The sequence below is a fragment of the Streptomyces sp. NPDC042346 genome, assembly GCF_055581845.1.
The window spans coordinates 546,294-571,907 of record NZ_JBVJEH010000002.1 but is presented as its reverse complement, the minus strand read 5'-3'; the positions used below and the strand labels follow the sequence as shown (position 1 = coordinate 571,907).

The 25,614-nt window shown below is 70.9% G+C and carries 25 protein-coding genes; 14 read left to right on the top strand and 11 right to left on the bottom strand.

Annotated elements, in window-relative coordinates; genetic code table 11:
- Positions 1 to 14 precede the first annotated feature (14 nt).
- The 5 genes from ACZ6K0_RS11325 to ACZ6K0_RS11305 all read right to left on the bottom strand — a co-directional run bounded on the left by ACZ6K0_RS11325 (position 15) and on the right by ACZ6K0_RS11305 (position 4,482).
- Positions 15 to 203, bottom strand: coding sequence for a ferredoxin (locus ACZ6K0_RS11325; RefSeq protein ID WP_469231647.1), 189 nt, complete (start codon positions 201 to 203; stop codon positions 15 to 17).
- A gap of 14 nt (positions 204 to 217) precedes the next feature.
- Entirely contained in the window at positions 218 to 1,408 is a 1,191-nt protein-coding gene (locus tag ACZ6K0_RS11320) for a cytochrome P450 (RefSeq protein WP_376409063.1), read from the bottom strand.
- Positions 1,409 to 1,577: 169 nt separating this feature from the next.
- On the bottom strand, positions 1,578 to 2,240 hold the full coding sequence (locus tag ACZ6K0_RS11315; RefSeq protein WP_376409066.1) for a DUF4389 domain-containing protein: 663 nt from the start codon (positions 2,238 to 2,240) through the stop codon (positions 1,578 to 1,580).
- 145 nt (positions 2,241 to 2,385) lie between these two features.
- On the bottom strand, positions 2,386 to 3,732 hold the full coding sequence (locus tag ACZ6K0_RS11310) for a nicotinate phosphoribosyltransferase (protein ID WP_469231644.1): 1,347 nt from the start codon (positions 3,730 to 3,732) through the stop codon (positions 2,386 to 2,388).
- A gap of 96 nt (positions 3,733 to 3,828) precedes the next feature.
- Positions 3,829 to 4,482: an HdeD family acid-resistance protein gene (locus tag ACZ6K0_RS11305; protein ID WP_469231642.1), complete on the bottom strand. Its 654-nt coding sequence runs from the start codon at positions 4,480 to 4,482 to the stop codon at positions 3,829 to 3,831.
- A gap of 201 nt (positions 4,483 to 4,683) precedes the next feature.
- On the opposite strand from ACZ6K0_RS11305, the gene ACZ6K0_RS11300 reads away from it, so the two are divergent.
- The 3 genes from ACZ6K0_RS11300 to ACZ6K0_RS11290 all read left to right on the top strand — a co-directional run bounded on the left by ACZ6K0_RS11300 (position 4,684) and on the right by ACZ6K0_RS11290 (position 7,496).
- On the top strand, positions 4,684 to 4,869 hold the full coding sequence (locus tag ACZ6K0_RS11300) for a CsbD family protein (protein WP_469231640.1): 186 nt from the start codon (positions 4,684 to 4,686) through the stop codon (positions 4,867 to 4,869).
- Between the two features lie 474 nt (positions 4,870 to 5,343).
- Positions 5,344 to 6,030 carry a polyprenyl diphosphate synthase gene (gene uppS / locus ACZ6K0_RS11295; protein WP_376409402.1) on the top strand — a complete coding sequence of 229 codons (687 nt, stop codon included), beginning with the start codon at positions 5,344 to 5,346 and terminating at the stop codon, positions 6,028 to 6,030.
- On the top strand, positions 6,027 to 7,496 hold the full coding sequence (locus ACZ6K0_RS11290; protein WP_469231638.1) for an oxygenase MpaB family protein: 1,470 nt from the start codon (positions 6,027 to 6,029) through the stop codon (positions 7,494 to 7,496). Before uppS ends, ACZ6K0_RS11290 begins: the two co-directional genes overlap by 4 nt.
- Positions 7,497 to 7,553: 57 nt before the next feature.
- Here the strand turns inward: ACZ6K0_RS11290 and ACZ6K0_RS11285 are convergent, their stop codons facing one another.
- Positions 7,554 to 8,828, bottom strand: a complete 1,275-nt coding sequence (locus ACZ6K0_RS11285) for an MFS transporter (protein WP_469231637.1) — start codon at positions 8,826 to 8,828, stop codon at positions 7,554 to 7,556.
- 186 nt (positions 8,829 to 9,014) lie between these two features.
- Here ACZ6K0_RS11285 and ACZ6K0_RS11280 point away from each other — a divergent pair, with 186 nt between their 5' ends.
- From ACZ6K0_RS11280 to ACZ6K0_RS11260, 5 genes are all read left to right on the top strand, one after another.
- Positions 9,015 to 9,155 (top strand): hypothetical protein, encoded by a 141-nt coding sequence (locus ACZ6K0_RS11280; RefSeq protein ID WP_376409084.1) that lies wholly within the window; start codon positions 9,015 to 9,017, stop codon positions 9,153 to 9,155.
- An 84-nt stretch (positions 9,156 to 9,239) separates the two neighbouring features.
- Positions 9,240 to 10,628 (top strand): MBL fold metallo-hydrolase, encoded by a 1,389-nt coding sequence (locus ACZ6K0_RS11275; protein ID WP_469231635.1) that lies wholly within the window; start codon positions 9,240 to 9,242, stop codon positions 10,626 to 10,628.
- A 98-nt stretch (positions 10,629 to 10,726) separates the two neighbouring features.
- On the top strand, positions 10,727 to 11,308 hold the full coding sequence (locus tag ACZ6K0_RS11270) for a rhodanese-like domain-containing protein (protein ID WP_376409089.1): 582 nt from the start codon (positions 10,727 to 10,729) through the stop codon (positions 11,306 to 11,308).
- Positions 11,305 to 12,243, top strand: coding sequence for a sulfite exporter TauE/SafE family protein (locus ACZ6K0_RS11265; protein ID WP_469231633.1), 939 nt, complete (start codon positions 11,305 to 11,307; stop codon positions 12,241 to 12,243). The genes ACZ6K0_RS11270 and ACZ6K0_RS11265 overlap by 4 nt, the downstream gene beginning before the upstream one ends.
- Before the next feature lie 57 nt (positions 12,244 to 12,300).
- Entirely contained in the window at positions 12,301 to 12,564 is a 264-nt protein-coding gene (locus ACZ6K0_RS11260) for a metal-sensitive transcriptional regulator (protein ID WP_469231631.1), read from the top strand.
- Positions 12,565 to 12,658: 94 nt separating this feature from the next.
- Here the strand turns inward: ACZ6K0_RS11260 and ACZ6K0_RS11255 are convergent, their stop codons facing one another.
- Positions 12,659 to 13,033 (bottom strand): phosphatase domain-containing protein, encoded by a 375-nt coding sequence (locus ACZ6K0_RS11255; RefSeq protein WP_469232203.1) that lies wholly within the window; start codon positions 13,031 to 13,033, stop codon positions 12,659 to 12,661.
- 239 nt (positions 13,034 to 13,272) lie between these two features.
- Here ACZ6K0_RS11255 and ACZ6K0_RS11250 point away from each other — a divergent pair, with 239 nt between their 5' ends.
- The 3 genes from ACZ6K0_RS11250 (at position 13,273) to ACZ6K0_RS11240 (ending at position 17,477) form a co-directional block, all read left to right on the top strand.
- A complete protein-coding gene (locus ACZ6K0_RS11250; RefSeq protein ID WP_469232201.1) occupies positions 13,273 to 14,796 on the top strand; it encodes an MFS transporter in 1,524 nt (507 codons plus the stop codon).
- A 429-nt stretch (positions 14,797 to 15,225) separates the two neighbouring features.
- Positions 15,226 to 16,674 carry a globin domain-containing protein gene (locus ACZ6K0_RS11245; RefSeq protein ID WP_469231629.1) on the top strand — a complete coding sequence of 483 codons (1,449 nt, stop codon included), beginning with the start codon at positions 15,226 to 15,228 and terminating at the stop codon, positions 16,672 to 16,674.
- Positions 16,675 to 16,769: 95 nt separating this feature from the next.
- Positions 16,770 to 17,477, top strand: a complete 708-nt coding sequence (locus tag ACZ6K0_RS11240) for a pyridoxamine 5'-phosphate oxidase family protein (RefSeq protein ID WP_469232199.1) — start codon at positions 16,770 to 16,772, stop codon at positions 17,475 to 17,477.
- A gap of 57 nt (positions 17,478 to 17,534) precedes the next feature.
- On the opposite strand, the gene ACZ6K0_RS11235 is transcribed toward ACZ6K0_RS11240, so the two are convergent.
- From ACZ6K0_RS11235 to ACZ6K0_RS11220, 4 genes are all read right to left on the bottom strand, one after another.
- The gene (locus ACZ6K0_RS11235) at positions 17,535 to 18,365 is read right to left on the bottom strand and encodes a glycoside hydrolase domain-containing protein (RefSeq protein ID WP_376409104.1); all 831 of its coding nucleotides are present in this window, start codon (positions 18,363 to 18,365) and stop codon (positions 17,535 to 17,537) included.
- Between the two features lie 149 nt (positions 18,366 to 18,514).
- Entirely contained in the window at positions 18,515 to 19,399 is an 885-nt protein-coding gene (locus ACZ6K0_RS11230; protein ID WP_469231626.1) for a TIGR03619 family F420-dependent LLM class oxidoreductase, read from the bottom strand.
- Positions 19,400 to 19,510: 111 nt separating this feature from the next.
- Positions 19,511 to 20,341 (bottom strand): DUF5995 family protein, encoded by an 831-nt coding sequence (locus ACZ6K0_RS11225; protein WP_469231625.1) that lies wholly within the window; start codon positions 20,339 to 20,341, stop codon positions 19,511 to 19,513.
- Positions 20,342 to 20,364: 23 nt separating this feature from the next.
- Positions 20,365 to 20,949 (bottom strand): hypothetical protein, encoded by a 585-nt coding sequence (locus tag ACZ6K0_RS11220; RefSeq protein WP_469231623.1) that lies wholly within the window; start codon positions 20,947 to 20,949, stop codon positions 20,365 to 20,367.
- Between the two features lie 251 nt (positions 20,950 to 21,200).
- Between ACZ6K0_RS11220 and ACZ6K0_RS11215 the strand changes: the two genes are divergently transcribed.
- The 3 genes from ACZ6K0_RS11215 (at position 21,201) to ACZ6K0_RS11205 (ending at position 25,517) form a co-directional block, all read left to right on the top strand.
- Positions 21,201 to 22,970: an ABC transporter ATP-binding protein gene (locus ACZ6K0_RS11215; RefSeq protein ID WP_469231621.1), complete on the top strand. Its 1,770-nt coding sequence runs from the start codon at positions 21,201 to 21,203 to the stop codon at positions 22,968 to 22,970.
- Positions 22,971 to 23,115: 145 nt separating this feature from the next.
- Positions 23,116 to 23,673, top strand: a complete 558-nt coding sequence (locus ACZ6K0_RS11210; protein WP_376409118.1) for a PadR family transcriptional regulator — start codon at positions 23,116 to 23,118, stop codon at positions 23,671 to 23,673.
- A 119-nt stretch (positions 23,674 to 23,792) separates the two neighbouring features.
- Positions 23,793 to 25,517 (top strand): acyl-CoA dehydrogenase family protein, encoded by a 1,725-nt coding sequence (locus ACZ6K0_RS11205; protein WP_376409121.1) that lies wholly within the window; start codon positions 23,793 to 23,795, stop codon positions 25,515 to 25,517.
- Positions 25,518 to 25,614 lie beyond the last annotated feature (97 nt).

Here is a 25,614-nt window from a genome sequence, read left to right as displayed (position 1 = left end):
CTCCCGCCTCCTCTCTACTCCTCGACGTTGATCGCCCGGACGGGGCAGGCGCGGGCGGCCTCGCGGACCAGTGGGCCGCCGCCTCCCTCCTGGCCGGGGACCACCGTCCCGAACCCGTCGTCGTCCTGGGTGAAGAAGTCCGGGGAGGTCAGGGCGCACTGCCCGGCGCCGATACAGACGTCCCCGTCGATGGAGATGCGCATCCGTGCGGGCCTTTTCACCATGTGACGGGGAGTTCGAGCATCCCCTGGATCGTGTCGCCCGGCTTGAACGGGATCTCCTCGGCGGGGACGGCGAGCCGCAGCCCCGGCAGCCGGCGGAGCAGCGTCCCGAGCGCGATCTCCATTTCCGCGCGCGCCAGGTTCTGCCCCAGGCACTGGTGGATGCCGAAGCCGAAGGCCAGGTGGTGCCGTGCCGAGCGCGACCAGTCCAGGCTGTCGGGATCGGCGTAGGCGGCGGCGTCCCGGTTGATGACGGAGGTCGAGAAGACCACCCCCTCGCCCGCGCGGATCACCGTGCCGCCGATCTCCACGTCCTCGCGGGCGACCCGCAGAATCCCGTCCGCGATCGACAGGAACCGCAGCAGCTCCTCGACGGCCGTCGGCACGAGTCCGGGGTCGGCCCGGAGCTCAGCCATCCGCTCGGGGTGGCGCAGGAGCGTGTACGTACCGAGGGAGATCATGTTCGCGGTGGTCTCGTGCCCCGCGATCAGCAGGATCGTGGCGAGCTGCACCAGCTCCTCGCGGTCGGGCCCGCCTTCCTCGAACTGCCGTGCCACCAGGTCGTCGAGCACGCCCTCGCCGGGCTTCTTCCGCTTGCGTTCGATCAGGTCGCCCAGATAGCCCTCGAGCAGGGAGAGCGCGTCTTCGGTGTCCGCGCCCGTCGGGCCGCGCAGCAGCCGCGCGGACTGCTCCTCGAAGAAGTCGTGGTCCTCGTACGGGACGCCGAGCAGGTCGCAGATCACGATCGAGGGCACCGGCAGCGCGAACGCGCTCACCAGTTCGGCCGGCGGGCCCGCGGCCTCCATCGCGTCGAGCAGACCGTCCACGGTCTCCTGGATGCGCGGGCGCAGCCGCTCGGCGCGCTTGAGCGTGAAACTCGGGATCAGCATCCGGCGCTGGACGTTGTGCTCGGGATCGTCCCAGCCGAGCAGGGCGGGGCGCCGGCGCCGGCGCAGGGCCTGGGCCCGCTCGGTCGGGAGCGGGAAGTCGGTCCGGGTGGAGTCGGTGGACAGACGCGCGTCCGAGAGCAGCGTCCGGGCGGCCGAGTGCCCACTGACGAGCCACACGGAGCGCCCGTCCCACAGGGTCACTCGCGACAGAGGGCGCTCCTCTCGCAACGGGTCGTAGGCGGTGGGTGGGTGGTAGGGGCAGGTCCGGTTCTGGGGGAACGCCACGGCTTCCGTCATGGGGGCCTCGCAAGGGGCGAATCGGGTGGCTTGGACGTTGGTGCCGTCTCCACTACATGCCTCAGGCACCTATCTGGTCTACGCACAGTTCGGCCAATCCACCGGAACGGGCTCATCCATTCGGCCGCCACCCCGGAGGAAGCGTTTCCCGACAGGGAACGTCCCGCCGTCAGCGGGCTTCCTGGGCGACCGGCTCTTCGCCGCCCTGGTCGAGGCGGAAGGGCGGGTAGGCGTCCGTCATGAGGCTCGCGTAGGCGGCGACGCGGAACACCCAGCGGTTCAGCCCGATGATCAGGGCGAACAGATCGCGCGGATACCGCTCGGTGAAGGTCACGGCGAAGCCCGCGATCAGCGCCAGGAGCGTGATCAGGCCGCCGCTCCACCAGCCCGTGGCGCGCATCCCGCCGGTGAAGAAGGCGATCACGAGGTAGTGGGGGATCGCCAGCAGCCACCACTTGACCAGGACCATCGAGCGGGACAGCCGCTCCGGGTAGACGATGTCGAGCCGGGCCGGGTAGTCGGGCTCGGGCCCGAGGCTGAAGGGCGGGTAACGGTCGGTGCCGAGTGCGCCGTACGAGTAGTACGAGACGCGCCAGGACCAGCGGAGCACGCCGAGGTTGAAGTCGAACAGACCCCGGGGGAACCGCTCGGTGAAGAGGATGGCGAAGAACGCGATCACGCTGACGACGAGGAAGGCGATCCAGAGGAAGAACAACACGATCCAGTGCGGGATCGCCAGGAACCACTTGACCAGCCACAGCCAGCGGGAGAGCGGCTTGTCGAGTACGGCCGTCACCGTCACCGGAGGGTAGGAACCGCGCTGGGTTTCCATGATCGTCACTTCCTTGCCGGGTCGTGCCGCGCGGACGTGAGTCGGACGCCTCCCACTTCTCAGGATCGCCCGTTTTCGCCGCCTCGGCCCTCCGGGACCGGGACGGAGGGCCGCCGGCGCCGTTCCGCGCGTACGGGCGGCCACGTCATCCGGGCGCCGACCGCCCGGAGCCGGTCCACGCCTCGGTGCGATGGCGTACGACGGTCGTGAGGGCCGCGAGCCGGGTCGACACCGCGGGCGCCTGCGGCACCGGGCCTTCGATGCGCCGGGCAGCCTCCGGGAGCGCGGCGATGTCGGTCTCGCAGCGGGTACGGGAGGCCGTCAGGGTCGTGGGCGGTTCCGTGCGGAGCCCGCCGCGCATCACGGTCCGCAGCAGCGGTTCCGTGCCCTCGGGCGGCTCCTCGTTCCGCAGGCCGATGACGTCGTCGAGGCCGGGAGCGCGGAAGACCTGCTTCGGGCCCGGAGCGGTCACCTTCGCCGCCGAGAGCTTCATGACGGGCCGGCCGTCGTACTCGACCAGCTTGTAGGCCGCGTCCAGGTACGGGGCGTCGGCGGCCGTGCCGACCTTCGTTCCCACGGCGTACGCGTCGATCGGCGCCCCTTCCCGTACGAGCCGGTCGACGCCGTACTCGTCCAGACCGCCGCTCGCGATGATCCGCACGTCCCGCAGCCCCGCCGCGTCGAGCGCGGCACGGGCCCGGTGGGCCTGGGCGCCCAGGTCGCCGCTGTCGAGACGGATCCCGCACTCCGGGCCGAGCCCGAGGTCCGCGAGCACGCGTGCGGCCGTCGCGACGCCGCGATCGGTGTCGTAGGTGTCGACGAGGAAGGTCACCGGGCCCGGATGGGTACGGGCGAAGGCGCGGAACGCCTGCTCCTCGGAGTCGAAGGCCTCGACGTACGAGTGGGCCATCGTGCCCGCCACCGGGATGCCGTACCGGCGCGCGGCGGCGACGTTGCTCGTACCGGCGAAGCCCACCAGCGCGCACACGCGGGCCGCCTGGATGCCCGCCTCCGGACCGTGGGAGCGGCGCAGGGAGAAGTCCACCAGGGGCCGGCCGGCGCCGGCGAGCACGCACCGCGCCGCCTTCGACGCGACCGCCGTCTGATGACAGACGAGGGACAGCAGGTACGTCTCCACGAGCTGGGCCTGCGGCAGCGGTGCGGTGACCTCCAGGAGCGGCTCTCCGGCGAACACGAGCCGGCCCTCGGGCACGGCACGGACCTGGCCGTCGAAGGACAGACCGCGCAGCGGTGCGAGGTCCTCCACGGGCCGCCGCAGCACCTCCGCGAACTCCTCGACGTCGGAGCCGCTCACCCGGAAGCGGGAGAGGTAGTCCAGGGCAGGTTCGAGTCCCGCGGCGACGAGGAAGCCGCGCCCCGGCGGGAGGCCGCGCACGAAGAGACTGAAAGTCGCCGGTGCGCGCATGTCCTCCCGCAGGTACGAGAGCGCCATCGTGACCTCGTACAGGTCGGTGGTCGTCACCTGGGACATGCTTCGAGCATGCGCGGCGGATCCGCGACCCGCATCGGGAACGCCGACTCCACGACGGCCGGGAGCTTCACAGAGTCCCGGCCATGCCACCGGCACTCAGCCGGACGCGTCGTGGCCCGGGGGGATGCCCGCCCTGCGCAGGGCCGACCGCCACGCCAGGGCGACCGCGGCTTCGGCCAGGCCCATGAGGACGAGCCACAGCCCGAGCAACCTGGTCAGGGCCCGGGCCGACTCCGCCGGAAGCGCCAGGACCACGATCCCCGCGACGATGCCGAGGGCCGCGAGGGCCATGACGATGCCGCGGTGCGGCATGTTCTTGGTGGCGATGGCCGAGTACAGGGTGACGACGCCGGACACCAGCCAGACGGAGCCGACGATCAGCGAGAGCGCGGCGATCGTCTGGAGCGGGTTCCTCAGGCACAGCACCCCGCCCAGGACACACAGGACGGCCACGATCAGGCCGGGCACGCGGTCGCCGCTGTCGCGGCCGAACACGGACACGAACCGGAACACGCCGATCACCAGCAGGTAGAGCCCGATGAGTACGGCCAGGATGTGCAGGGTCACGTCCGGCCAGACGAGCACGAGGATGCCCGGTACGAGTGTCGCCATCGCCGCGCCGAGGAGCCAGATCCAGGAACGGCCGAGTCGTGCGAGCTGGTCCGCCGGGTCGACCGCGGGACCGGTGAGCGCCTCGCCGGTCGTGTCCTCCGGTCCGGCACCGGGCGTGCTGCCCTGTGGCGTGGTCATGTGTCCTCCTCCCGCTCGCCCGTCGTAAGAGGCGGGCCGCGCGAGGCTCCGATACAAGTCTGCACCTTTCGCGTGCCCGCCGCCTCACCTCATGTGGAACGGGCAGGGCGGGGCGCTGCCGCCGGGTTCGGCCGACGAGCACCGGGGGGCGACCGAACCTAGCGTGGAGGGTGGGAACCGATCGGACGGAGGATCGCGAGCATGAGCGACGCCATGGACAAGGCCAAGGGCAGGCTCAAAGAGATCGCCGGAAAGATCACCGGCCACGAGCGCCTTGAGGCCGAGGGCAGGACGGACCAGACGAAAGCCAAGCTCCGCCAGAAGGTGAACAGTGTTCGCCACCGGGCCGAAGGAATCATGGACTCGCTCAAGCGCGATCGCTCGTAGGACAGCACCGTTGTCGATCGGCATCGACTTCCCCGCGAAGGCCCCGCCCGCGAGCCCGGTCGTCCCCGGCAGGAGAAGGGCCGGCCCCTGAGCGGGCACGAACGCACGCGCCAAGGGTGACAGTCACCCGTTTCCGCCGGTCAGGCCCTTTCACATAGTCAGACTCTCGGGAGGGAACGCGCCGGCGGAGCGCGGGCGAGGCGGGGGCGGCGAGACAGGGTGGGCGTGACCGAACGCGGGACGACTGGTCGTGCCGCTCCGGAGGGGACGGGGCCGGGCGTGACGGACCACGGCGTGCCGCGCGCACGCGGGGTGACGGAGGACCGGCCTGGCCGGCGACAGGGTGCCGAGGAGCCCGGCGGGCAGCAGCCGGACGACCGGCCGGGCCGGGAGCGGCGGATCGAAGGGCCCGGCGAGCAGCGCCGGGCCGACGGGCCGGCGACGCGTGTCGTGCCGCGGCACGTGGCCTGTGTGATGGACGGCAACGGCCGCTGGGCGCAGCAGCGTTCGCTGCCCCGCACGGCGGGCCACCGGGCCGCGGAGACCACCGTCATCGACATCATCGAGGCGGCCCGGGCGGCCGGCGTCGAGTGGCTCAGCTTGTACGCCTTCTCCACCGAGAACTGGAACCGCCCCGGCAGCGAGGTCGACTACCTGATGCGTCTGGTCCGCCGGGTCGTACGCAAGCACGCGCCGCTGCTGCTCGCCCGCGGCATCCGCTGCCGCTTCCTCGGGGTCGCCGACTCGCGCATCCCCCGTGAGCTGGCCCGGGACTTCGACGACCTGACGACGCTGACGGCCGACAACCGGGGGATGACGCTCACGGTCGCCTTCGACCACGGCGGGCGCCGGGACATCGTCGAGGCCGCCAGGTCGCTGATCCGCAGCGGGACGCCCGCCGGCGAGGTGACCGAGCGGCTCTTCGCGGACCACCTGCCGTTCCCCGACACCCCCGACGTGGACCTCGTCATCCGTACCTCCGGCGAGCAGCGCATCTCCAACTTCATGCTCTGGCAGGTCGCCTACGCCGAGTGGATCTTCCCCGAGGCGCTCTGGCCGGACTTCCGGGCCCCCGACTTCCTCGCCTGCCTGCACACCTATCGGCGCCGCGACCGCCGCTTCGGCGGAGTGCCGCCCCGGACCAACGGAGACCCATCATGACGACCGCAACCATGGGAACGGGCGACGAGGCACCCCTGTTCGGCACGGAATCACAGTTCCATGCCTTCTTCGACGACCCGCGCTGGGCGCTGGCGTTGATCCGGGCCACCGTACTGGAGGCCGCTCACCCGCAGATCGGTGCCGCACTCGTCGACAACTCCACCTTCGTCGCCCACCCCTGGCGCCGACTCCGCAACACCTTCCTCAGCATGCGGCGCATGTTCGACGCCGACCCGGAGGTACGCGAACGGGAGGCCGCCCGGCTCAACCGGCTGCACACCCGGATGAACGGCTCCGATTCCCGCGGCCGCGCCTACGACGCCATGGACCGCGCGACCCGCGCCTGGGTGATCGCCACCCTCTTCGAGAGCGCCGTCACCATGTGCCGGCTGAGCGGGCAGCCGCTCGACCAGGACACCATGGAACGCATGTACGCCGAGTACCGCGCGTTCCTCGCCGCGCTCGACGGCGACGCCGACGAACTCCCCGAGGAACTCCACGACTTCTGGCGGTACTTCGACAGGGTCGTCGAGAACGAACTGGAGAACACCGAGGCGGCCCGTGTCATCCTCTACCGGCTCTTCGACCACCTGCCCGCCCCGGCGCTGCTCGACGGCGCGCCGACGCTGTGGGCGGCCGGCCGGGCCGTCGCCGGTCCGCTCCTCGGCGCGATCACCGTCGCCTCGCTCCCCGAGCCGTACCGGCGCCGGGCCGGCCTGCCGGAGATGCCCGGAGCCCCGACCCTCATGCAGGGCGCCTACTTCGCCGCCGGGCTCGCCCGCTTCCTGCCCGCGGGCTGGATCAACGCCGAGAGCATCATCGACGTCCTCTCACTCCCGCCCGGCAGCGACGACCCCCGCGCCCGGACCGTGACCGCCCTGCGCGCCCGCATGAAGCGGGCATCGGCCCTGCTCCGCCTCCTCGCACCGCTGGGCGGCGACGCCGACCCGGCCCCGGGCCCGGCAGCATCGGAGGCCACGGGCGAGGGCCGACGCTCGGCGGAGGACTTCTTCCGCCGGGTGCTGGACCAGACCGGCGACGGCTACCTCGACTGGCCCGACCTCGCCGCCATGGCCCGCGAACTCTCCACCCGCCTCGACCTGGACGAACCCGAGGAGACCCGGCTCTACGACGCCTTCGCCGCATGGTGGCGCGAGCTCCAGGCCGCCCTCGACACGGACGGCGACGGCCGCATCAGCCCCGACGAGTACGCCGCCTCCGTCCCCTCCCTCGCCGGACCCGCGCTCATCCGCGTCGCCGAGGTCCTCTTCGACGCCACCGACAAGGACGGCAGCGGGACCATCGACGCGGACGAGTACCGGACCCTCTTCCGTACCGCCTTCCACCGCGACCTCACGGCCACCGACGGCGCCTACGGCCGGAGCGCCTTCGTGGGCGACTTCCTCTCCTTCATGTCGGGCCGCCGGACGAGCACCCCGTACGACCCCCTCCTGGCCGACGCCTGACCGATGTCTGACCGACGCCTGAGGCGCTTCGTAGGGATCGTCAGGAGTGCCTGAGGGTCAGTGCTGTCGAGGGCGGTCGGTCATCCAGCGGGCGGCGAGGAGGCCGGAGATCGCGGTGAGCACGGCGGCGGCGAGGACCGTGGCGTCCAGGCCCAGCGCGTCGGCGAGGACACCCGCCAGCAGGGCGCCGGCCGCGTAGCCGATGTCGCGCCAGAACCGGTACGTGCCCAGGGCGTGGGCCCGCCAGGAAGGGTGGGCGTGGTCGGAGACGGAGGCGATGAGCGCCGGATAGACCAGCGCGGTGCCGAGGCCCAGGCCGACGGCGGAGAGGACCCCGGCGAGGAGCGGGCGATCGAGGAGCACGAGGGCGATCAGGAGCGCCGCCGCCTGGACGAGCATGCCCGTCACGACGAGCGGCTTGCGGCCGATCCGGTCGGCGAGGTGGCCGGCCGGGATCTGGCCGATGCCCCACAGCAGCGGGTAGAGCCCCTTGATCAGGCCGATCGCAGCGACGCCGAGGCCGTGGTCGGCGAAGAGGAGCGGGAAGACGCCCCAGGTCAGGCCGTCGTTGAGATTGTTGACCAGGCCTGCCTGGCCGGCACCGCGCAGGGACCGGTCGCGCCATGACGTACGGGCGAAGGTCTCCGTGAAGGACGGCCTGCCGTCCTTGCCGCCCTCGGGCGCCGGGTGGCGGGCGAGTTCGAGGGCGAGGTGGGCGGCGGTGTCCTTGGCCAGGAGGGACAGGCCGAGACCGGCGGCGAGGAAGACGACACCGATGAGCTCGGGGGCGGGGCGCAGCCCGTACCGGGTGGCGAGGTAGCCGGTGAGCAGGGCCGTGGCGCCGACCGCGACGTAGCCGGCGGCCTCGTTGAGGCCGGTGGCGAGTCCCCGGCGGGCGGGCCCCACCAGGTCGATCTTCATGTTGACGGTCATCGACCACGTCAGGCCCTGGTTGACGCCGAGCAGGACGTTCGCGGCGACGATCCACCACCACGAAGGCGCCCAGGCGAGGACGAACGGCACGGGTGCGCCGATCAGCCAGCCGGCCAGCAGGAGCTGCCTGCGCCGGAAACGGGCGGTGAGCACACCGGCTGCGAGGTTCGTCAGGGCCTTGGCGAGGCCGAAGGCGACGATGAACGAGAAGACGGCCAGGTTCCCGGTGAGGCCGAAGACCTCGGTGCCGATCAGGGGGACCGTCGTCCGCTCCAGACCGACGAGCGCCCCGACCGCCGCCGTGACGACGACGAGCAGGCCGAACTGCGCCCTGTTCTCCCGAAGGCCCAGCAGCACGGTGTCCTGCGGGGGCTGCGCCGTCGTGGTCCCTTGTGTCATCCCGATGTTCCATCCGTTCTCATATCCACAGGTCACCATACCCCCATGGGTATTTTCATCTATGCCCCCGCGAAGGGTTCGGGCTGTGACGTGCGATACCCCAGGGGGTATTTGACTTCCCCTGGTGCCCCTGCCTACAGTCGGCGGCATAAGTACCCCGGGGGGTATCCGAAAGGGTGATCTTCCATGCGTGAAGTGGATCTGGACGTCTTCGCGACCGACCTGGCGGAGGGAGCCTTCGCCGTCGACGTACGCGAACCGGACGACTCCGGACGGGCCCGCACCGGCCGCCCGATCGTGTGCGGAACGGACGCCCGGGCCGCCTGAACGGCCGGCCGCCCACCCCCACCTCGCTTCATCCCGTCTCGCGGGGCTCCGCTCCGCGCCCTGCTCTCCGTCGAAAGGTTCGCCGTGTTCTTCGCCCAGTACTACCTCGACTGCCTGTCCCAGGCGTCGTACATGATCGCCGACGAGACGACCGGGCAGGCTGTTGTCGTCGACCCGCGCCGGGACGTCTCGGAGTACCTCGCCGATGCGCGGGCACACGGTTTCACCGTGGTCGGCGTGATCAACACCCACTTCCACGCGGACTTCGTCGCCGGACACCTGGAGATGGCCGACGAGACGGGCGCGTGGATCGGCTACGGCTCGCGGGCGGAGACCGAGTACCCGGTCCGGCACCTCGCCGAGGGCGAGCGGATCACGCTGGGCGAGGTGGTGCTGGAGGTCATGGAGACCCCCGGGCACACCCCGGAGTCGATCAGCGTCATCGTCTACGAGCGCGCCGGCGACACCGTTCCGTACGGTGTCCTGACGGGTGACGCGCTGTTCATCGGCGACGTGGGCCGCCCCGACCTGCTCGCCTCGGTGGGCGTGACGGCCGAGGAACTGGGCGGCATGCTCCACGACAGCGTCCAGAACAAGCTGATGGGCCTCGCGGACGAGGTCCGGGTCTTCCCCGCGCACGGCGCCGGGTCGGCCTGCGGCAAGAACCTGTCCACCGAGAAGCACTCCACCATCGGTGAGCAGCGCGCGACCAACTACGCCTGCGCCCCGATGAGTCGGGAGGCCTTCGTCGCGCTGGTCACCGCGGGCCAGTCCGCGGCTCCGGGCTACTTCGCCTACGACGCCGACCTCAACCGCAAGGAGCGCCCGCTGTACGACGGGGCCTCGGCCTCCCGTCCGCTGTCCCTGGAGGAGTTCGCCGGGCTACGGGCCGGTGGCGCGGTGGTGGTCGACGCGCGTGACCCGCAGGAGTTCGCGGCCGGTCACCTGTCCGGCGCGGTGAACGTGCCGGCCGACGGCCGGTTCGCCGAGCAGGCCGGCACCGTCCTGGACCCGGCGGAGGAACTGGTGGTGATGGCGCCGCAGAACCGTGAGGTGGAGGTTGTCACCCGTCTCGCCCGCATCGGCTTCGACCGCGTCGTGGGCTACGTCCGCAACCCCGAGGACGCCCTGCGGGTGATGGAGGCAGAGGTCGCCCCGGCCGGCCGCCTCACCGCCGTGCACCTGAAGACCGCCCTCGCCGGGGCCAACCCGCCGCTCGTGGTGGACGTCCGTACCTGCGGCGAGCGCGAGGCCAACGGCTTCATCCCCGAGGCCCTGCACATCCCGCTGAGCGAACTGCCCTCCCGGGTAGGCGAACTTCCCACCGACCGGCCCCTGGTCCTGCACTGCGCGGGCGGCCACCGCTCCTCCATCGCCGCCAGCCTCCTCCGCCACCGCGGCATCGAGGACGTCTCCGACATCCTGGGCGGTTACGCGGCCTGGGCCCTGGCGGCCGGGTCCGTCAAGGTCTGAGCGCGCCCGCCCGTCCCGCCCGTCCCGCCCGTCCACGAACCGCCGGCCGTCACGGCCCTTTGCATACCCCCACCCGTATATATCTTCCGGAGTCCCGCATGAGCGCCGAGCGCACCGTCCAGTCGATCACCCCCGCCGTCCTGCACCGTCTCGTCCAGGAGGGCCACGCCCCGCGCCTGCTCGACGTGCGCACCCCGGGCGAGTTCCGCACCTCCCACATCCCCGGCTCGTACAACGTGCCTCTGAGCACCTTGCGCGAGCACCGCGCGGAGCTGCGTTCGCACCTGGACGAGGAGGTCGTGCTCGTCTGCCGCTCCGGGCAGCGCGCGAAGGAGGCCGAGCAGGCCCTCGCTCAGGCCGGTCTGCCCAACCTCCGCGTCCTGGAGGGTGGCATCACCGCCTGGGAGGCGGCGAGCGCGCCCGTGAAGCGGGGACCCCAGCGGTGGGACATGGAGCGCCAGGTCCGCCTTGTCGCGGGCTCGGTCGTGCTGGCCACCGGCCTCATCGGCATCGCGGTCCCCGGCGTCCACCTCGTCGGGACGGCGATCGGCGCCGGCCTGACCTACGCCGCGCTGAGCAACTCCTGTGCCATGGGCGTGCTGCTCTCCAAGCTCCCCTACAACCGCGGCCCGCGCACCGACATCCGTACCGTCATCACGGAGCTGCGGAGCGCGTCGTGACCGCCCTGATCATCGCGGCCTCCCTCCTCATCGGCGTCAGCCTCGGCATCCTCGGCGGCGGAGGCTCCATCCTCACCGTCCCGATCCTGGTCTACCTCGCCGGGCAGGAGACCAAGGAGGCCATCGCCACCTCCCTGTTCGTCGTCGGCGTCACCAGCCTCGCCGCCCTGATCCCGCACGCCCGCGCCCACCGGGTCCGCTGGAAGACCGGACTGCTCTTCGGCGCCTTCAGCATGGCCGGCGCCTACGCCGGGGGCCGCCTCGCCGAGTACATCCCCGGCACCGTCCTGCTCGTCGCGTTCGCCCTGATGATGCTGGCCACGGCCTTCGCCATGCTCCGCAAGCCCCGCGACGGACGCGAACGCGCCCGACCCGCCCGGCCCGCCGGCAAGGATCTGCCGCTGAAGCACATCGCCGTCGAGGGCCTCGTCGTCGGTACGGTGACCGGCCTGGTCGGCTCCGGCGGCGGATTCCTCGTCGTTCCGGCCCTGGCCATCCTCGGCGGACTGCCGATGGGCATCGCGGTCGGCACCTCGCTCCTGGTCATCGCGATGAAGTCCTTCGCCGGCCTCGCCGGTCACCTCTCCGGCGTCTCCATCGACTGGGGCATCGCCGCGACCGTGACCGCGGCGGCCGTGATCGGCAGCCTGGTCGGCGCCCGCCTCGCGGGCCGCATCCCGCAGGACGCGCTGCGCAAGGCGTTCGGCTGGTTCGTCGTGGTCATGGGCGTCTTCGTCCTCGCCCAGCAGCTCGACACCGTGGTGTGGACCCACCCCGCCACCTGGGCCGTGCTCGGAGCCGTGGGGACCGTCGCGGTCGCCGCCCGGATGCGGCGGCGCTCACGGGCGCCGCACCGGGAACCGATAGCCGGTGCCCGTGCCCGTGCCCGTGCCCGTGCCCGTGCCGGTGCCGGTCAGGGTGCATCATCGAAGTGACGTAAGGACGCATGCCTCCAGGGGCGTGCAGGGTGGGGGTGAAGGAGGAGGAGTCCTGTGCAGGTGGACGAAGAAGCGATGAAGCCGGTCCTGAACCGCCTGCGACGGGCGCAGGGACAGCTGGCCGCCGTGATCGCGATGGTCGAGTCCGGCGGGGAGTGCGAGGACGTCGTCACTCAGCTCGCGGCCGTCTCCAAGGCCCTGGACCGGGCCGGGTTCAAGATCGTGGCGAGCGGAATGCGGCAGTGTCTCAGCGACGACTCCGGCACCCCGCCCATGACACAGGAGGAGCTGGAGAAGCTCTTCCTCACCCTCGCGTGACCCGTTCCGTCCCACCGGACGGAGCTTTCCCGCACACGGCACCGGCGACCTGGACCGAGGTGAACCCGTCGCCGGCGCCGGCGAGTTGTCGTCGTCAGTCGGCGAAACGGAGAACGTAGCGCCTCTGCCAGGGGGTTTCGACGGCGCGGGGGTCGTAGTTCCGGCGCACGAAGTCCACTGCCCGGTCGGCGGGTACGCCGTCCAGGACGGCGAGACAGGCCAGGGCCGTGCCGGTTCGGCCACGGCCACCGCCACAGGCGATCTCGACGCGCTCGGTGTCGGCACGAGCCCATGCCTCACCAAGGACGGCTCGGGCCTGGACGTGGCTGCTGGGCAGCCAGAAGTCCGGCCAACGCAGCCACCGGACGTCCCAGGGGGCCTCGGGAGGCTGCCTGCCGAGCAGATGGACGGCGTAGGCAGGCGCCGGACCCGCCGGAACCGGACGGCGCAACGCGCGGCCACGGACCAGGCGCCCAGAGGGAAGCCGTAGGACACCGGTGTCAGTAGCCTTCCAGGTCTCGGTCTCCCCCTCACCGTAGTCGCCGTGAGCCCGACGCCGCTCCGCCCCGGGCTGCGCGCGGCATGCGCGACGCCGCGGACGGGATCAGACTGGACAGAGTGAGCAGCCGGACAGAACCTGGTCCGCAGCCGTTCCCCGCGCAGCAGAAGGGCGGGCGGCTCCCGAACCAGACAGTTGCACTCGCGGCGATGATGTTCGCGGTGGCGATGACCTTCATCGACCAGACCATCGTCTCCATCGCCGCCCCCGACATCGTGCGCGAGCTGGGACTCTCCAGCTCGGGCATGCAGTGGGTGGTCAACGCCTACCTCCTCGCCCTCGCCGCGTTCTTCGCCCTCGGCGGCCGCCTGGCCGACCTGTACGGGCCACGCCGCATCGTCGTCATCGGCACCCTCGTCTTCGTCGTCGCGTCGGTCCTCTGCGGTTGCGTCCCCTCCGGCGACTACGCCCAGCCCTGGCTCATCACCTTCCGGGCCGTGCAGGGTCTCGGCGCGGCGCTGCTCTTCCCGGCCGCGCTGGCCGTGGTCGTGGCGGTGTTCCCCGTCGAACGGCGGGGCAGGGCCCTCGCCCTGTTCTTCGGGATCTCCGGAGCGCTGACCGCCGTCGGGCCGCTGCTCGGCGGCTGGCTCACGGCCTCGTGGACCTGGCGCGCCGTCTTCTGGGTCAACGTGCCGGTCGCGATCATCGCCCTGATCCTCACCGCCCTCGCGCACATCGCGGACCACCGGCGCCCCGGAACCCTCGACGTGCCCGGCGCGGCCCTCGTCGCCGCTGGCATGGGCCTGAGCGTCCTCGGCTTCCAACAGGCGTGGTCATGGGGATGGGCGAGCTGGGCGACCTGGCTGTGCGTCGTCGGCGGCATCGCGATCCTGTACGTGTTCGTACGGTACGAGCGCGGCCTCCGCCACCCACTGATCGACCTGCGGGTCTTCCAGGACAAGGCGTTCAGGGTGGACACGGCCGTACTGTTCTTCGCGATGCTCGCCTTCGTGCCGGTGTTCTTCTTCTCCTCCGTCTACGCTCAGGTGTCCCTCAGCGCCTCTCCCAACCAGGCGGCGCTCTTCCTCCTGTACTTCTTCGTCGGCTTCGCCCTCGCCTCCCAGTGGGGCGGCCGGATCCTCGACAAACGGGGTGCGCGCCCCGCGCTGAAAGCGGGATCGATCCTCGGCGCGGTCGGCTTCGCCCTGTGGGCCGGCAAACTGACGACCCTGTCCATGCACGACCAATGGCCCTACGTGGCCCTCGCCGGCGCGGGAATCGGCTTCATCCTGGCCCCGGCGTCGACGGACGCGGTCAACCGCGCCATCGGCACCTCCTACGGCGAGGTCACCGGCATCACCCAGACCGTCCGCAACTACGCGGCGAGCGTCGGCCTGGCGGTGTTCGGCACCCTGTTGTCCCGGGCCATGACGGAGAACGTGACGGACACGCTCCGGGCGCGGGGCATCTCACCCGCCATCGCGGACCAGGTCGCCCGCGGCATCACCGACTCCGTCTCCGGCCACGGCGACGCCACCCCGCCGACCGGCACCGGCCAGGTCGCCGAGGCCACCCGCGACGCCATGTCGTCGATTCAGATGGACTTCGCCCAGGCCAACCAATGGGTCTTCTACGGCATGGCCGTCGCCCTCGCTCTTGGCTTCCTGTGCGCCCTGCGCCACCCGGGCGACCGCGCCGTCCCGAAGGCCCCGGACCCGAAACCTCCGGAGTGATGGCTCCACCTGAATGTGGAGAAAGTAAGGAATCCGCGCGCGCGGTGTGAGAGATTCGAGAGGCCCTGCTTCATTTCTGTCGGGAATTTCCTCATGAGTCTGTGGCCAACGGCTCGCCGTATCGCTCGAACTCGTCGGTAACTCATCGCAGATCCCGAGTCTTCCGCCCGCGCACCGCCTTGACCTGCTCAAATGCCGTGTCGCCGTGGCGGCTTAGGGGTCCGTTCATGAGTGCGTGCGGGCGGGGTATGGTCGAACTCGTTCGGATGTTCGGGTGCTGTCGCCCATCAAGTGCGGTGCGTGCCATCGGCTTTGAAAGCAGCTGAGGTGAAACGCCGGGAATTCCGATACGGAGAGGAAGAATGGGGCACACTCGGACCCCACGTACACAGACGACCGAAAGATGCTCGATCGAGGCGAGGCAAACCGATGGATGCTCCGAACCCTACGTCCGCCGGTGGCGACACGTCCGGCGACAGTCGGAGCGCCGGCTGGTTCGGAACGGACCCGCAGCATCACCGGAACGGGCAGCACGGCGGCCGAAGGGACGGTCACCAGGACGCCGAGGACGGCATGTCCGCCCGCCCCTTCACCCGGATACGCCTCGTGGGCAGCGGCGCCGACCGGAGCCGCACGGCGCCCGAGTCACCCGCACAGGTGCCGGCTCAACGGCAGGGCGCGCCCCAGGCCGCCACCCCGACTCCGGCCACGGCTCCGGCTCCACCTCCGGCCCCGTCCCCGGCCCCGGAGGACACCTCCGACGCGGGGCTTCTGCGGCGCACCATGGCCGAGATCGAGCCGATCGCCGACAAGGTCACCTCGCACTTCTACGCCCTGCTGTTCCTCCGCCATCCCGACCTGCGGGCGCTCTTCCCCGCTGCCATGGACACCCAGCGCGACCGCCTCTTCAAGGCGCTGCTCACTGCCGCGACCCACGCGGACGACGCCGCGACCCTGGCCGCGTACCTGTCCCACCTGGGCCGCGGACACCGCAAGTACGGCACCCTTCCCGAGCACTATCCCGCCGTCGGCGAATGCCTCATCGGCGCGCTCTCCCGCTACGCCCCGCGGAGCTGGGGGCCCAGGACCGAGTCCGCCTGGGTGGCCGCCTACACCACGATTTCCCAGATCATGATCGACGCGGCGGCCGAGGACGCGCTGCGCGCCCCCGCCTCGTGGGCGGCGGAGGTGGTCGCCCATGACATGCGTACGCCCGACGTCGCCGTCGTGACGGTCCGGCCCGACCAGCCGTACCCCTTCCTCGCCGGGCAGTACACCGCTCTGGAGACCCCCTGGTGGCCGCGCGTCTGGCGGCACTACTCCTTCGCCGGGGCACCCCGCTCCGACGGCCTGCTCTCCTTCCACGTGAAGGCCGTGCCGGCGGGTTGGGTCTCCAACGCCCTCGTGCACCGCGCCCGCCCGGGGCACGTCATCCGGCTCGGTCCCCCCGCCGGATCCATGACCGTGGACCACACCACCAACAACGGGCTCCTGTGCCTCGGCGGCGGCACCGGCATCGCGCCCATCAAGGCCCTGGTCGAGGACGTGGCCCAGCACGGCCGCCGCCGCTCCGTCCAGGTGTTCTACGGAGCCCGCCGGGACCTCGACCTGTACGACATCGAGACCATGCTCCGGATGCAGCAGTCGCACCCCTGGCTCTCCGTCCGTCCGGTCGTCGACGAGGGCCCCCGCGGCGGCCTGGGCGCCCGGCTCCCGGAAGCCGTGTACGAGTACGGCCCGTGGCACACCTACGACGCGTACCTGTCGGGACCGCCCGGCATGATTCGCCGCGGCGTCGACACACTGGTGGACATCGGCATACCCGCCCACCGCATACGGCACGACTCCATCGAAGAACTGGTCGGGGCAAGGAATTGAGTGCATTCGAACGCGAACAGGGCGCGCTCCGGCAGGCGCCGCCGGTACGCACCACGCGCCCGGGGAGCGACGGCGAACATCGGGTCCAACAGCGCATGGGCACCACCGAACGCGCCGACAGGTTCTACGCCGACCAGGTCCTCGACCGGCTCAACACCCGGATGCGGGAGTTCGCGGCACGGCAGGAGATGTTCTTCCTGGCGACCGCCGACCGGCACGGCGAATGCGACAACACCTTCCGCGCCGGGCCGCCCGGATTTCTCCACGTCCTCGACGACCGGACCCTCGCCTACCCCGAGTACCGGGGCAACGGCGTCCAGGCCAGCCTCGGCAACATCGAGGAGAACCCCCACGTCGGCATCCTGATGATGGACTTCCTCCAGGACCGCATCGGACTCCATGTGAACGGCACGGCGCGGGTCGTGGCCGACGACGAGATGCGCCGTACGCACGTCGGTCTCGCGTACGACCCCGTACCGGGCCGCCGGGCGCAGGTCTGGGTGGAGGTCGCCGTCGAGGAGGCGTACATCCACTGCGCCAAGCACATTCCCCACCTGCGGAAGGCGCCCCCACGCGACGCGGGCCGCGCGTGGGGGACGGACGACGTCAAGCGCAAGGGCGGCGACTTCTTCGGAGCCGCCGCGGAAGCGGCCGGGCGTGGCCCGTTCCTGCCCCCGCCCCACGCGGACGCGGCCGGCTGGCGCGCGGAGGCCGAAAGGGTACTGGAACGGGCCGAGCGGCCTCAGGTCGCGTCGAAGGAACCGACGTTCAGCGGCTGGTTCAGCAGAAGCGTCTCCGCCTGACCGGGCCCCGCCGGCCGCCGATCGGCTCATGAGGCACCGGGTCGGAACGGTCCACGGTCAGCCGACGAGGGCGACCGGGGCGTCCCAGGCGTTGCGGTCGACGGTGATGGTGTGACCGCCGCGGGTCTCTTTGCTGTTGGCCTTGTACTGGTGGCCGCGGCTGTGGTCGGTGTACAGCTTCGGATCCCAGGGCCAGTCCTTGGTGGTGGTTTCCTGGCCGTTCCACAGGGCGTACCAGAGGTTGCCCGGCAGGTCCGTGCGGTTCGTGGCGGTGGCGATCGCCTTGGCGCTGGAGCTGCTGAAGCCGTAGAGGCCGGCGCGGTAGGTCTTGGCCCGCAGCGTCTTGGTGAAGGACCGCACGTAAGTGAGGGTGGCGTCGTTGCACGCCTTGTCGGCGATGTCGTACGACTCCATGTTGAGGTAGATCGGGCTGCCGGCCTTCATGCCGAGGGCGGAGGCCTTGGCGATCGCGTCGTTGGCGTTGGCGGCCCCGACCGAGGCCGCGGTGGCCGCGGTGAACCTCTCCTTGTTCCGGCTCTGCTGGCAGGGCGGCTGGGCGCCGACGTAGAGGGGGATGACCCGCCAGCCGAGCGTGTCGACCGACTTCACCCAGGACTTGGTCAGGTTGGGCTGGGCGCAGCCGCGGTTCTTGCCGCCGACGTAGACGGCGACGCCGCCGTAGTAGGCGTCCTTCTTCCACGCCTTCATCGCGGTGAGCGAGGGCGCAGTGCAGGCGTCGAACGCCCGGCCGGTGTAGGTCTTCTGCGCCGGCCACGCGGAGGCGGCCATCGAGGTCTGCGCCGCGATCCCGGCGCCGGCCACGACGACGACGGCGGTCGTGGCCAGGGCTATGTAGCGGCCCTTCTTGGACAACCGGTGCTTCGGCATTTCCCCACCCCATACATATGACGCTCTACGGATTCCCGCTCCGTCCACCGAAGCGCGATCACGATACCCGGTGGCACCGGGGACTCCCATGGCCGGCCGGGACGACCGGAGGGGCCCGGCCCCGGTTGCCCGGAGCCCCTCCGCCGTGCTCAGCCCCGCAGCAGGCCCAGGACCTTGGCCCCGAGCTCCAGGGCCTCGCCGGGGGAGTCGACCGACCGCTGGAGGTCGACGAAGCAGCCGTCGGCGCCGGTGTCCCGCACGCCCGCGAGCACGGCGGCGATCGCGTCCGCCGTGTCGCCGGGAGCGGGGTTGTGCCGGATCTGCCGGCGCAGCGTCCCCGGGTCGCGGCCCGCCTCCTCGGCGGCTCGCCGCGCCACGTCCCACAGGCCCTCGGCCGCCCCCGGCGGCAGGACGGCGCCGACCCAGCCGGCCGCCCGGCGGCCGACCCGGCGCAGGGCGGCCGGGCCGAAGCCGCCGAGATAGACGGGCGGTCCCGCGGGCTGGACGGGGCGGAGGCCGACGTACGAGACGGGGATCGTCCAGTGAGGCCCCTCGTGGCCGAACTCCTCCTGGGTCCAGAAGCTGTGGAGGACGTCGAGCAGCTCGTCGAGGAGGGCGCCCCGCCGGCCGAAGTCGGCGCCGACGGCGGTGTACTCGTCCCGCAGCCAGCCGATACCGAGTCCGACGTCGAGGCGCCCGCCGCTGACCTGGTCGAGCGAGGTGAGGGAGCGGGCGAGCAGGACCGGCGGGTACCAGGGGCCGTTGAGGGTGCTCATGCCGAGCCGGGCGCGGGAAGTCGCGCCGGCGGCGACGGTGAGCACGGTCAACGGGTCGAGGAAGGTCTTGTACTGGTGCGGGTACGGGTTCTCCGGGGTGTGCCCCGGATACAGGTTGCTGGGGGCGACCGGGGTCAGGGCGCGGTCGCCGACCCAGAACGAGTCGAACCCGGCGTCCTCGGCGTCCCGCGCGAAGGCCACGATGCGGTCGGCGCGGGCGTGGGTGCCGTACTGGGGCAGTGCGATGCCTATCTCCATGACCTCATCCTGGCCAGCGGGACGGCCCGCGACACGAAGGGGTCGAGGTGTGACCCGAGACACGTCCCTGTCTTGGGGCGGGTGGGGGAGGCGAGGTCCGTCTTCGGCGTTCTACGCGAGGGGCGTATTCGCTGCGGGCCAGTGCCGACGATCGGGAATCAACCTGCGCAGGATCCACAAGCAGGCGCGCAGCTTCCGGTCGCCGGGGGAGCGGATTTCGGAGATGAGCGCGGCGGTGCTCCTGCCGATCGACCGCGACGCTTCCTCGGTCGAATCCGGGTCCAGGAGTCTGTCGCAGTTGAACCAGGCCAAGCTCCGTGCGACCCGGATCCCGTAATTGGTCAACAGTTCGTCACTTCGGGTGAACAGCTTGTCCAATGAGCTGAGTCCATGGAAGTACCTGGCCGCGAGGTCGTCCTGGACCCCGTCGATACAGGACGCCAGCACGTCGTTCATGCGGTGGAAGTCCGCGATGCGGCCGCGGTCGCCCGTGGACGTCGCCATGCGCCGCAATGCCTCCGGCAAGTCGTACGACATGTGCGCCATCATGGAGAAGAGCACGTCTTCCAGCATGTAGGAGCGCCGGACACTCGAAGCGGCGAAGACGTCCCGCCATGGCTGAGGGACGGAGTCCGGCAGATCACCGGGCCGAACCTCGTCCGCGGAGCCACCGGATCGTCCTGCCAGCCATGCGTCGATGCTGTCCATCGCGCTGAAGTAGGCCGCTGCGAGCGTCTCGCACAGCTCGGCGACCCACGGCGGGTCGTGGAACTCGGGGGTGCCCTTCTCCAGGCCGGTGGCGAGCGCCGTCGTGAGGCGGTAGTAGGTGTAGGCGAACGCGGCCCGGCGATCGCGTGCGGTGTCGTACTGCCTGACCCGGTCGGCAAGCAGTCCGGCGACCAGGGTGACCCTTTCGGCGGGGAGTGTGAACTCGGCGTTCATCGGGAGGAGGTTCCTGCCGTCCGCTAAGCCGGCGCGCTGATTCGGCGGGTGTCCTCGGTCGCCCTGCCCCAGTCGCACAGCAGTTCCGCGAAGATGCTCTGGCGGTCGGGGGCGACCCGATAGTCCCCGGTCCAGAGGGCTCCGAGCAACGGCATGCGGTAGGTCGCGGCCATCCCTTCGTCGCGGATCACCGCAGAGTAGGTGAAGGTCCGCGTGAACAGGCGCGGCAGAGGGCCGAGCCTCTCGTGCCCGTTCACAGTGACTCCGGTTCCGTCGCGGTGCAGTACGTACTGCTCTTCGAGGAGGTACAGGGTCACGCCGAACTTGGAGATCCTGACCACGTTGTCGGCCTGACCGAACTCGCCCTCGTCCGGCTTCGCCACGATGTTCGAGTCCTGCCGTGGCGCACCGGTGAGCAGCTCGATGACGTGCATGGCGGCCACGAGCAGCTTGTTCGTGAACCCGATGCGGCTGCGCGAGAGGCGACGCCAAGAGGTGACGCGGAAGGTGGCCGTTCCCTGCCAGGTACCGGTCCCGATGTCGAGGTAGTAGACGCGATTGGGCGCGTTCGTGAGGTGTCGAGGGATGCCCTCGGGCTCCATTGTCACACTGTGTAGCATATCATTACACTCTGTGAGTGTCAGTCCTGGATGGCTGGTCGAGACCGGGTTCGGGGCTGCCCCGCTCGCGCGGTCATGGGGCCTTGAGGCTCCGACCGCTTGTCCGTCGGCCGGGAAAAACCCTTGGACGGTGCGCGTGTCCGCGCGGAACACTGCCAGCCCTGTCCAGTTCGACATGACAAAGCAGGGTTGGGATGGGAACGCCTGAATCGCGCAAGAGTTCGCCAGGCAGGGGCCCCGTGCTCCTCGCACTTCGTTACTACGGAAAGGAGTTGGTCCGGCTCAAGCGGCAGACAGTGCCCGCGATGCTGCTTCCGGCGCTGGGCAACATCGGCATCTTCTACATCGCGCCGCTCGTCGTCGCGAAGCTCGTCGGCCGCATCGCGGGGGGCGCCGACGGCGGCATCGCCCCGATGCTTCCCTACGTCCTCGTCTTCGCCGGCGTGCTGCTTCTCGCCGAGACGCTGTGGCGCCTCGGACTGCACTGCCTGAACCGCCTCGACGCCCTCGGCATCGAGCACCTGTACGTCATCGGCATGGACGAGCTGTTCGCCAAGGACGCCGCCTTCTTCCACGACAACTTCGCCGGCTCGCTGACCAAGCGGGTCCTCAGTTTCGCCTCCCGCTTCGAGGAGTTCGTCGACACCCTCACCTTCTCGGTCATGGGCAAGCTGGTCCCCCTCGTGTTCGCGTCGGTGGTGCTGTGGACATACGAGCCCCTGCTCGTCGTCGGGCTCCTGGTGATGATCGCCGTGACGGCCCTGTGCGTACGGCCCCTGATCCGTCGCCGGCAGGCGCTCGTCGACCAGCGCGAGGAGGCCATCGCCCGGGTATCAGGCCACGTCGCCGACTCCCTGATGAACATGGACACCGTCCGGTCCTTCGCCGCCGAACACCGCGAGGTCGCCGAACACCGCTCCCGCGTCGCCGAATCGCGGCGGCTCAGCCTGCGTTCGTGGGACTACGGCAACCTGCGCATCGACACCATGGTCGCGCCGATGTCCGTACTGACCAACGTCCTCGGACTGCTGCTCGCCCTCTCGCTCGGGGCGGGGGAGCACGGCGTCGAGGCGGTCGTCGTCGCCTTCACCTACTACTCCAACGCTACCCGGATCATGTTCGAGTTCAACCAGATCTACCGCCGCCTGGAAAGCTCGATGACCGAGGCCGCGCAGTTCACCGAACTGCTGCTGACCCCGCCGACCGTCACGGACCCGGCCGTGCCGGAGCCGCTCCTCGTCAAGGGCGCCGACGTGCGCTTCGAGAAGGTCGACTTCGCCCACGCGGGCGCGAAGCCGCTCTTCGAGCGCCTCGACCTGGCCGTGCCCAGCGGGGCGAAGGTCGGTTTCGTCGGCAGGTCCGGCGGCGGCAAGACGACGCTGACCCGGCTGCTGCTGCGGATGACGGACATCGACGGCGGCCGGATCACGATCGGCGGACAGGACATCAGCAGGCTGCGGCAGGCCGAACTGCGCAGCCTGATCGCCTACGTGCCGCAGGACCCGGCGATGTTCCACCGCACCCTGCGGGAGAACATCGCGTTCGCCCGGCCGGACGCCACCGACGCCGAGATCCGTCGTGCGGCCGAGGCGGCGCACGTCACGGAGTTCGTCCATGCGCTTCCCGACGGCTTCGACACGATGGTGGGCGAGCGCGGGGTGAAGCTGTCCGGCGGCCAGCGCCAGAGGGTCGCCCTCGCGCGGGCGATTCTGCGTGACGCGCCGATCCTGCTGCTCGACGAGGCGACCAGCGCCCTGGACTCCGAGAGCGAGGTCCTGGTCCAGGACGCGCTCTGGCGCCTCATGGACGGGAGGACCGCGCTCGTGGTCGCCCACCGGCTGAGCACGGTCGCGACCATGGACCAGCTCGTCGTCCTCGACCGCGGACGGATCGCCGAGCAGGGCACGCATCACGAGCTGCTCGCCGCGGAGGGCGCGTACGCGAAGTTGTGGCAGCACCAGTCGGGCGGCTTCCTCGACGACGACCCTGCGGGGGTCGGCCTGGCGTAGGAGGCGCCCGGAGTAGGACAGGGCGGATAGTCTCCCGGGCCTGCGAGGGGCCTGACCCGGCGTCCGCGCGGGGCCGGGGTGAGCCGCGTCTCAGCGGGCCCTGCCGGTCTTGCTATGCAACTCGTTGCATAGCAAGATCGGGCGCATGGCGCTCGACCACGCGATCCTCGTGTCCCTGCTCGAGAAGCCCGGATCCGGCTACGAGCTGGCCCGGCGCTTCGAGCGGTCCATCGGATACTTCTGGACCGCCACCCACCAGCAGATCTACCGCGTGCTCAAGCGCATGGAGAGCGACGGCTGGGTGGACGTCCGGGACGTGCCGCAGCAGGGGCGCCCGGACAAGAAGGAGTACTCCGTCGCCGGGCCCGGACGGGACGCGCTCTCCACGTGGCTGCACGAACCCATCGAGCCCGAGAGCGTGCGGCACGACCTCGCGGTGAAGATCCGGGGTGCCGCCTTCGACGATCCGGCCGCGCTGATCAGCGAGGTCCAGCGGCACCGACAGGCCCACACGGAGCGGCTCGCCCACTATCTCGCGGGCGAGGCACGGGACTTCGGGGAGCCGCCGGAGAGCGGCCCGCTCGACGCCGAGCGGGAGCTCCAGCACGTCGTGCTGCGCGGCGGCGTCGCGTACGAGCGGATGATGATCGGCTGGCTCGACGACGTCCTCGCCACGCTGGGCCGGTTCCGCACAGGGCAGTGAACCGAGCCGCACGACCAGGTCTGTGTGACCTCCTTTGTGTGACCTCCCTCGTACGACCACACCCAGCACCACCACACCCCGCACCACCACCCTCATCCCGAGCCGGAAAGGCGGACCTCATGGCCGACCCGCTGCTGTTCAACCCGCACACCTACGACCCCGCGCACTTCGACCCGGAGACCCGCCGGCTCCTGCGCGCCACCGTCGACTGGTTCGAGGCGCGGGGCAAGCGCCGGATCATCGAGGACTACCGGACCCGGGCCTGGCTCGGCGACTTCCTCGCCTTCGCCGCCGAGGAAGGGCTCTTCGCGACCTTCCTGACGCCGTCCTCCGCCGCCGGTGAGCGCGACGGCGACAAGCGCTGGGACACCGCCCGCATCGCCGCCCTCAACGAGATCCTCGGTTTCTACGGCCTCGACTACTGGTACGCCTGGCAGGTCACCATCCTCGGTCTCGGCCCGGTCTGGCAGAGCGACAACGCTGCCGCCCGGGACCGCGCAGCCGAACTCCTCTCCCAGGGCGAGGTGTTCGCCTTCGGGCTCTCCGAGAAGTCCCACGGCGCCGACATCTACTCCACCGACATGCTCCTGGAGCCCGACGGCCAGGGCGGCTTCCGCGCCACCGGCTCCAAGTACTACATCGGCAACGGCAACGCGGCCGGGCTCGTCTCCGTCTTCGGCCGCCGGACCGACGTCGAGGGTCCCGACGCGTACGTCTTCTTCGCCGCCGACAGCCGCCACCCGGCGTACCACCTCGTCAAGAACGTCGTCGACTCCTCCAAGTACGTCAGCGAGTTCCGTCTGGAGGAGTACCCGGTCGCCGCCGAGGACGTCCTGCACACCGGTCGCGCCGCCTTCGACGCCGCCCTCAACACCGTCAACGTCGGCAAGTTCAACCTGTGCACCGCATCGATCGGCATCTGCGAGCACGCGATGTACGAGGCCGTCACGCACGCGCAGAACCGCATGCTGTACGGCCGGCCGGTCACCGCCTTCCCGCACGTGCGGCGCGAGTTGACCGACGCGTACGTCCGGCTCGTCGGCATGAAGCTGTTCAGCGACCGCGCCGTCGACTACTTCCGCACCGCGGGTCCCGACGACCGCCGCTACCTCCTCTTCAACCCGATGACGAAGATGAAGGTGACCACGGAGGGCGAGAAGGTCATCGACCTGATGTGGGACGTCATCGCGGCCAAGGGCTTCGAGAAGGACAACTACTTCGCCCAGGCGGCCGTGGAGATCCGCGGTCTGCCGAAGCTGGAGGGCACGGTCCACGTCAACCTGGCGCTGATCCTGAAGTTCATGCGCAACCACCTCCTCGACCCGGTCGCGTACGAGCCCGTGCCGAGCCGTCTGGACGCGGCCGACGACACGTTCCTCTTCCGCCAGGGGCCGGCCCGCGGCCTCGGCTCGGTACGGTTCCACGACTGGCGCGCGGCCTACGACGCGTACGCCCACCTGTCCAACGTGGCTCGCTTCCGCGAACAGGCCGACGCCCTCTGCGAGTTCGTGCTCAAGGCCGCACCCGACGAGAAGCAGAGCCGCGACCTCGACCTCCTCCTCGCCGTCGGCCAGCTCTTCGCCCTCGTCGTCCACGGGCAGCTGGTCCTGGAGCAGGCCGCCCTGACCGGTCTCGACGAGGACGTGCTGGACGAGTTGTTCGCCGTCCTCGTCCGCGACTTCTCCGCGCACGCGGTCGAGCTGCACGGCAAGGACTCGGCAACCGAGCCGCAGCAGCTCTGGGCGCTCGGCGCCGTCCGGCGCCCCGTCGTCGACGAGACGCGCTCGGAGCGCGTCTGGCAGCGCGTCGAGGCGCTGTCGGGTGCGTACGAGATGACGCCCTGATCTCGGTGTCCTGAGGGTCGTCTCCCGGGGCCTGCGTGTCGGGAGACGACCCTGAGTCGGACCGGGCCCCGAGCCGGCCCGGGCCCCGGGGTCGTCC

What these genes read in the sequence shown, in the direction of transcription:
- ACZ6K0_RS11270 (WP_376409089.1), top strand. Translation starts at nt 10,727, where the DNA reads ATGAGCGCCGAGCGCACCGTCCAGTCGATCACCCCCGCCGTCCTGCAC.
- ACZ6K0_RS11305 (WP_469231642.1), bottom strand. Translation starts at nt 4,482, where the DNA reads ATGACCACGCCACAGGGCAGCACGCCCGGTGCCGGACCGGAGGACACG.
- ACZ6K0_RS11280 (WP_376409084.1), top strand. Translation starts at nt 9,015, where the DNA reads ATGCGTGAAGTGGATCTGGACGTCTTCGCGACCGACCTGGCGGAGGGA.
- ACZ6K0_RS11315 (WP_376409066.1), bottom strand. Translation starts at nt 2,240, where the DNA reads ATGGAAACCCAGCGCGGTTCCTACCCTCCGGTGACGGTGACGGCCGTA.
- uppS (WP_376409402.1), top strand. Translation starts at nt 5,344, where the DNA reads ATGGACGGCAACGGCCGCTGGGCGCAGCAGCGTTCGCTGCCCCGCACG.
- ACZ6K0_RS11310 (WP_469231644.1), bottom strand. Translation starts at nt 3,732, where the DNA reads ATGTCCCAGGTGACGACCACCGACCTGTACGAGGTCACGATGGCGCTC.
- ACZ6K0_RS11240 (WP_469232199.1), top strand. Translation starts at nt 16,770, where the DNA reads ATGGGCACCACCGAACGCGCCGACAGGTTCTACGCCGACCAGGTCCTC.
- ACZ6K0_RS11230 (WP_469231626.1), bottom strand. Translation starts at nt 19,399, where the DNA reads ATGGAGATAGGCATCGCACTGCCCCAGTACGGCACCCACGCCCGCGCC.
- ACZ6K0_RS11225 (WP_469231625.1), bottom strand. Translation starts at nt 20,341, where the DNA reads ATGAACGCCGAGTTCACACTCCCCGCCGAAAGGGTCACCCTGGTCGCC.
- ACZ6K0_RS11290 (WP_469231638.1), top strand. Translation starts at nt 6,027, where the DNA reads ATGACGACCGCAACCATGGGAACGGGCGACGAGGCACCCCTGTTCGGC.
- ACZ6K0_RS11285 (WP_469231637.1), bottom strand. Translation starts at nt 8,828, where the DNA reads ATGACACAAGGGACCACGACGGCGCAGCCCCCGCAGGACACCGTGCTG.
- ACZ6K0_RS11250 (WP_469232201.1), top strand. Translation starts at nt 13,273, where the DNA reads ATGATGTTCGCGGTGGCGATGACCTTCATCGACCAGACCATCGTCTCC.
- ACZ6K0_RS11245 (WP_469231629.1), top strand. Translation starts at nt 15,226, where the DNA reads ATGGATGCTCCGAACCCTACGTCCGCCGGTGGCGACACGTCCGGCGAC.
- ACZ6K0_RS11300 (WP_469231640.1), top strand. Translation starts at nt 4,684, where the DNA reads ATGAGCGACGCCATGGACAAGGCCAAGGGCAGGCTCAAAGAGATCGCC.
- ACZ6K0_RS11210 (WP_376409118.1), top strand. Translation starts at nt 23,116, where the DNA reads ATGGCGCTCGACCACGCGATCCTCGTGTCCCTGCTCGAGAAGCCCGGA.
- ACZ6K0_RS11320 (WP_376409063.1), bottom strand. Translation starts at nt 1,408, where the DNA reads ATGACGGAAGCCGTGGCGTTCCCCCAGAACCGGACCTGCCCCTACCAC.
- ACZ6K0_RS11235 (WP_376409104.1), bottom strand. Translation starts at nt 18,365, where the DNA reads ATGCCGAAGCACCGGTTGTCCAAGAAGGGCCGCTACATAGCCCTGGCC.
- ACZ6K0_RS11205 (WP_376409121.1), top strand. Translation starts at nt 23,793, where the DNA reads ATGGCCGACCCGCTGCTGTTCAACCCGCACACCTACGACCCCGCGCAC.
- ACZ6K0_RS11325 (WP_469231647.1), bottom strand. Translation starts at nt 203, where the DNA reads ATGCGCATCTCCATCGACGGGGACGTCTGTATCGGCGCCGGGCAGTGC.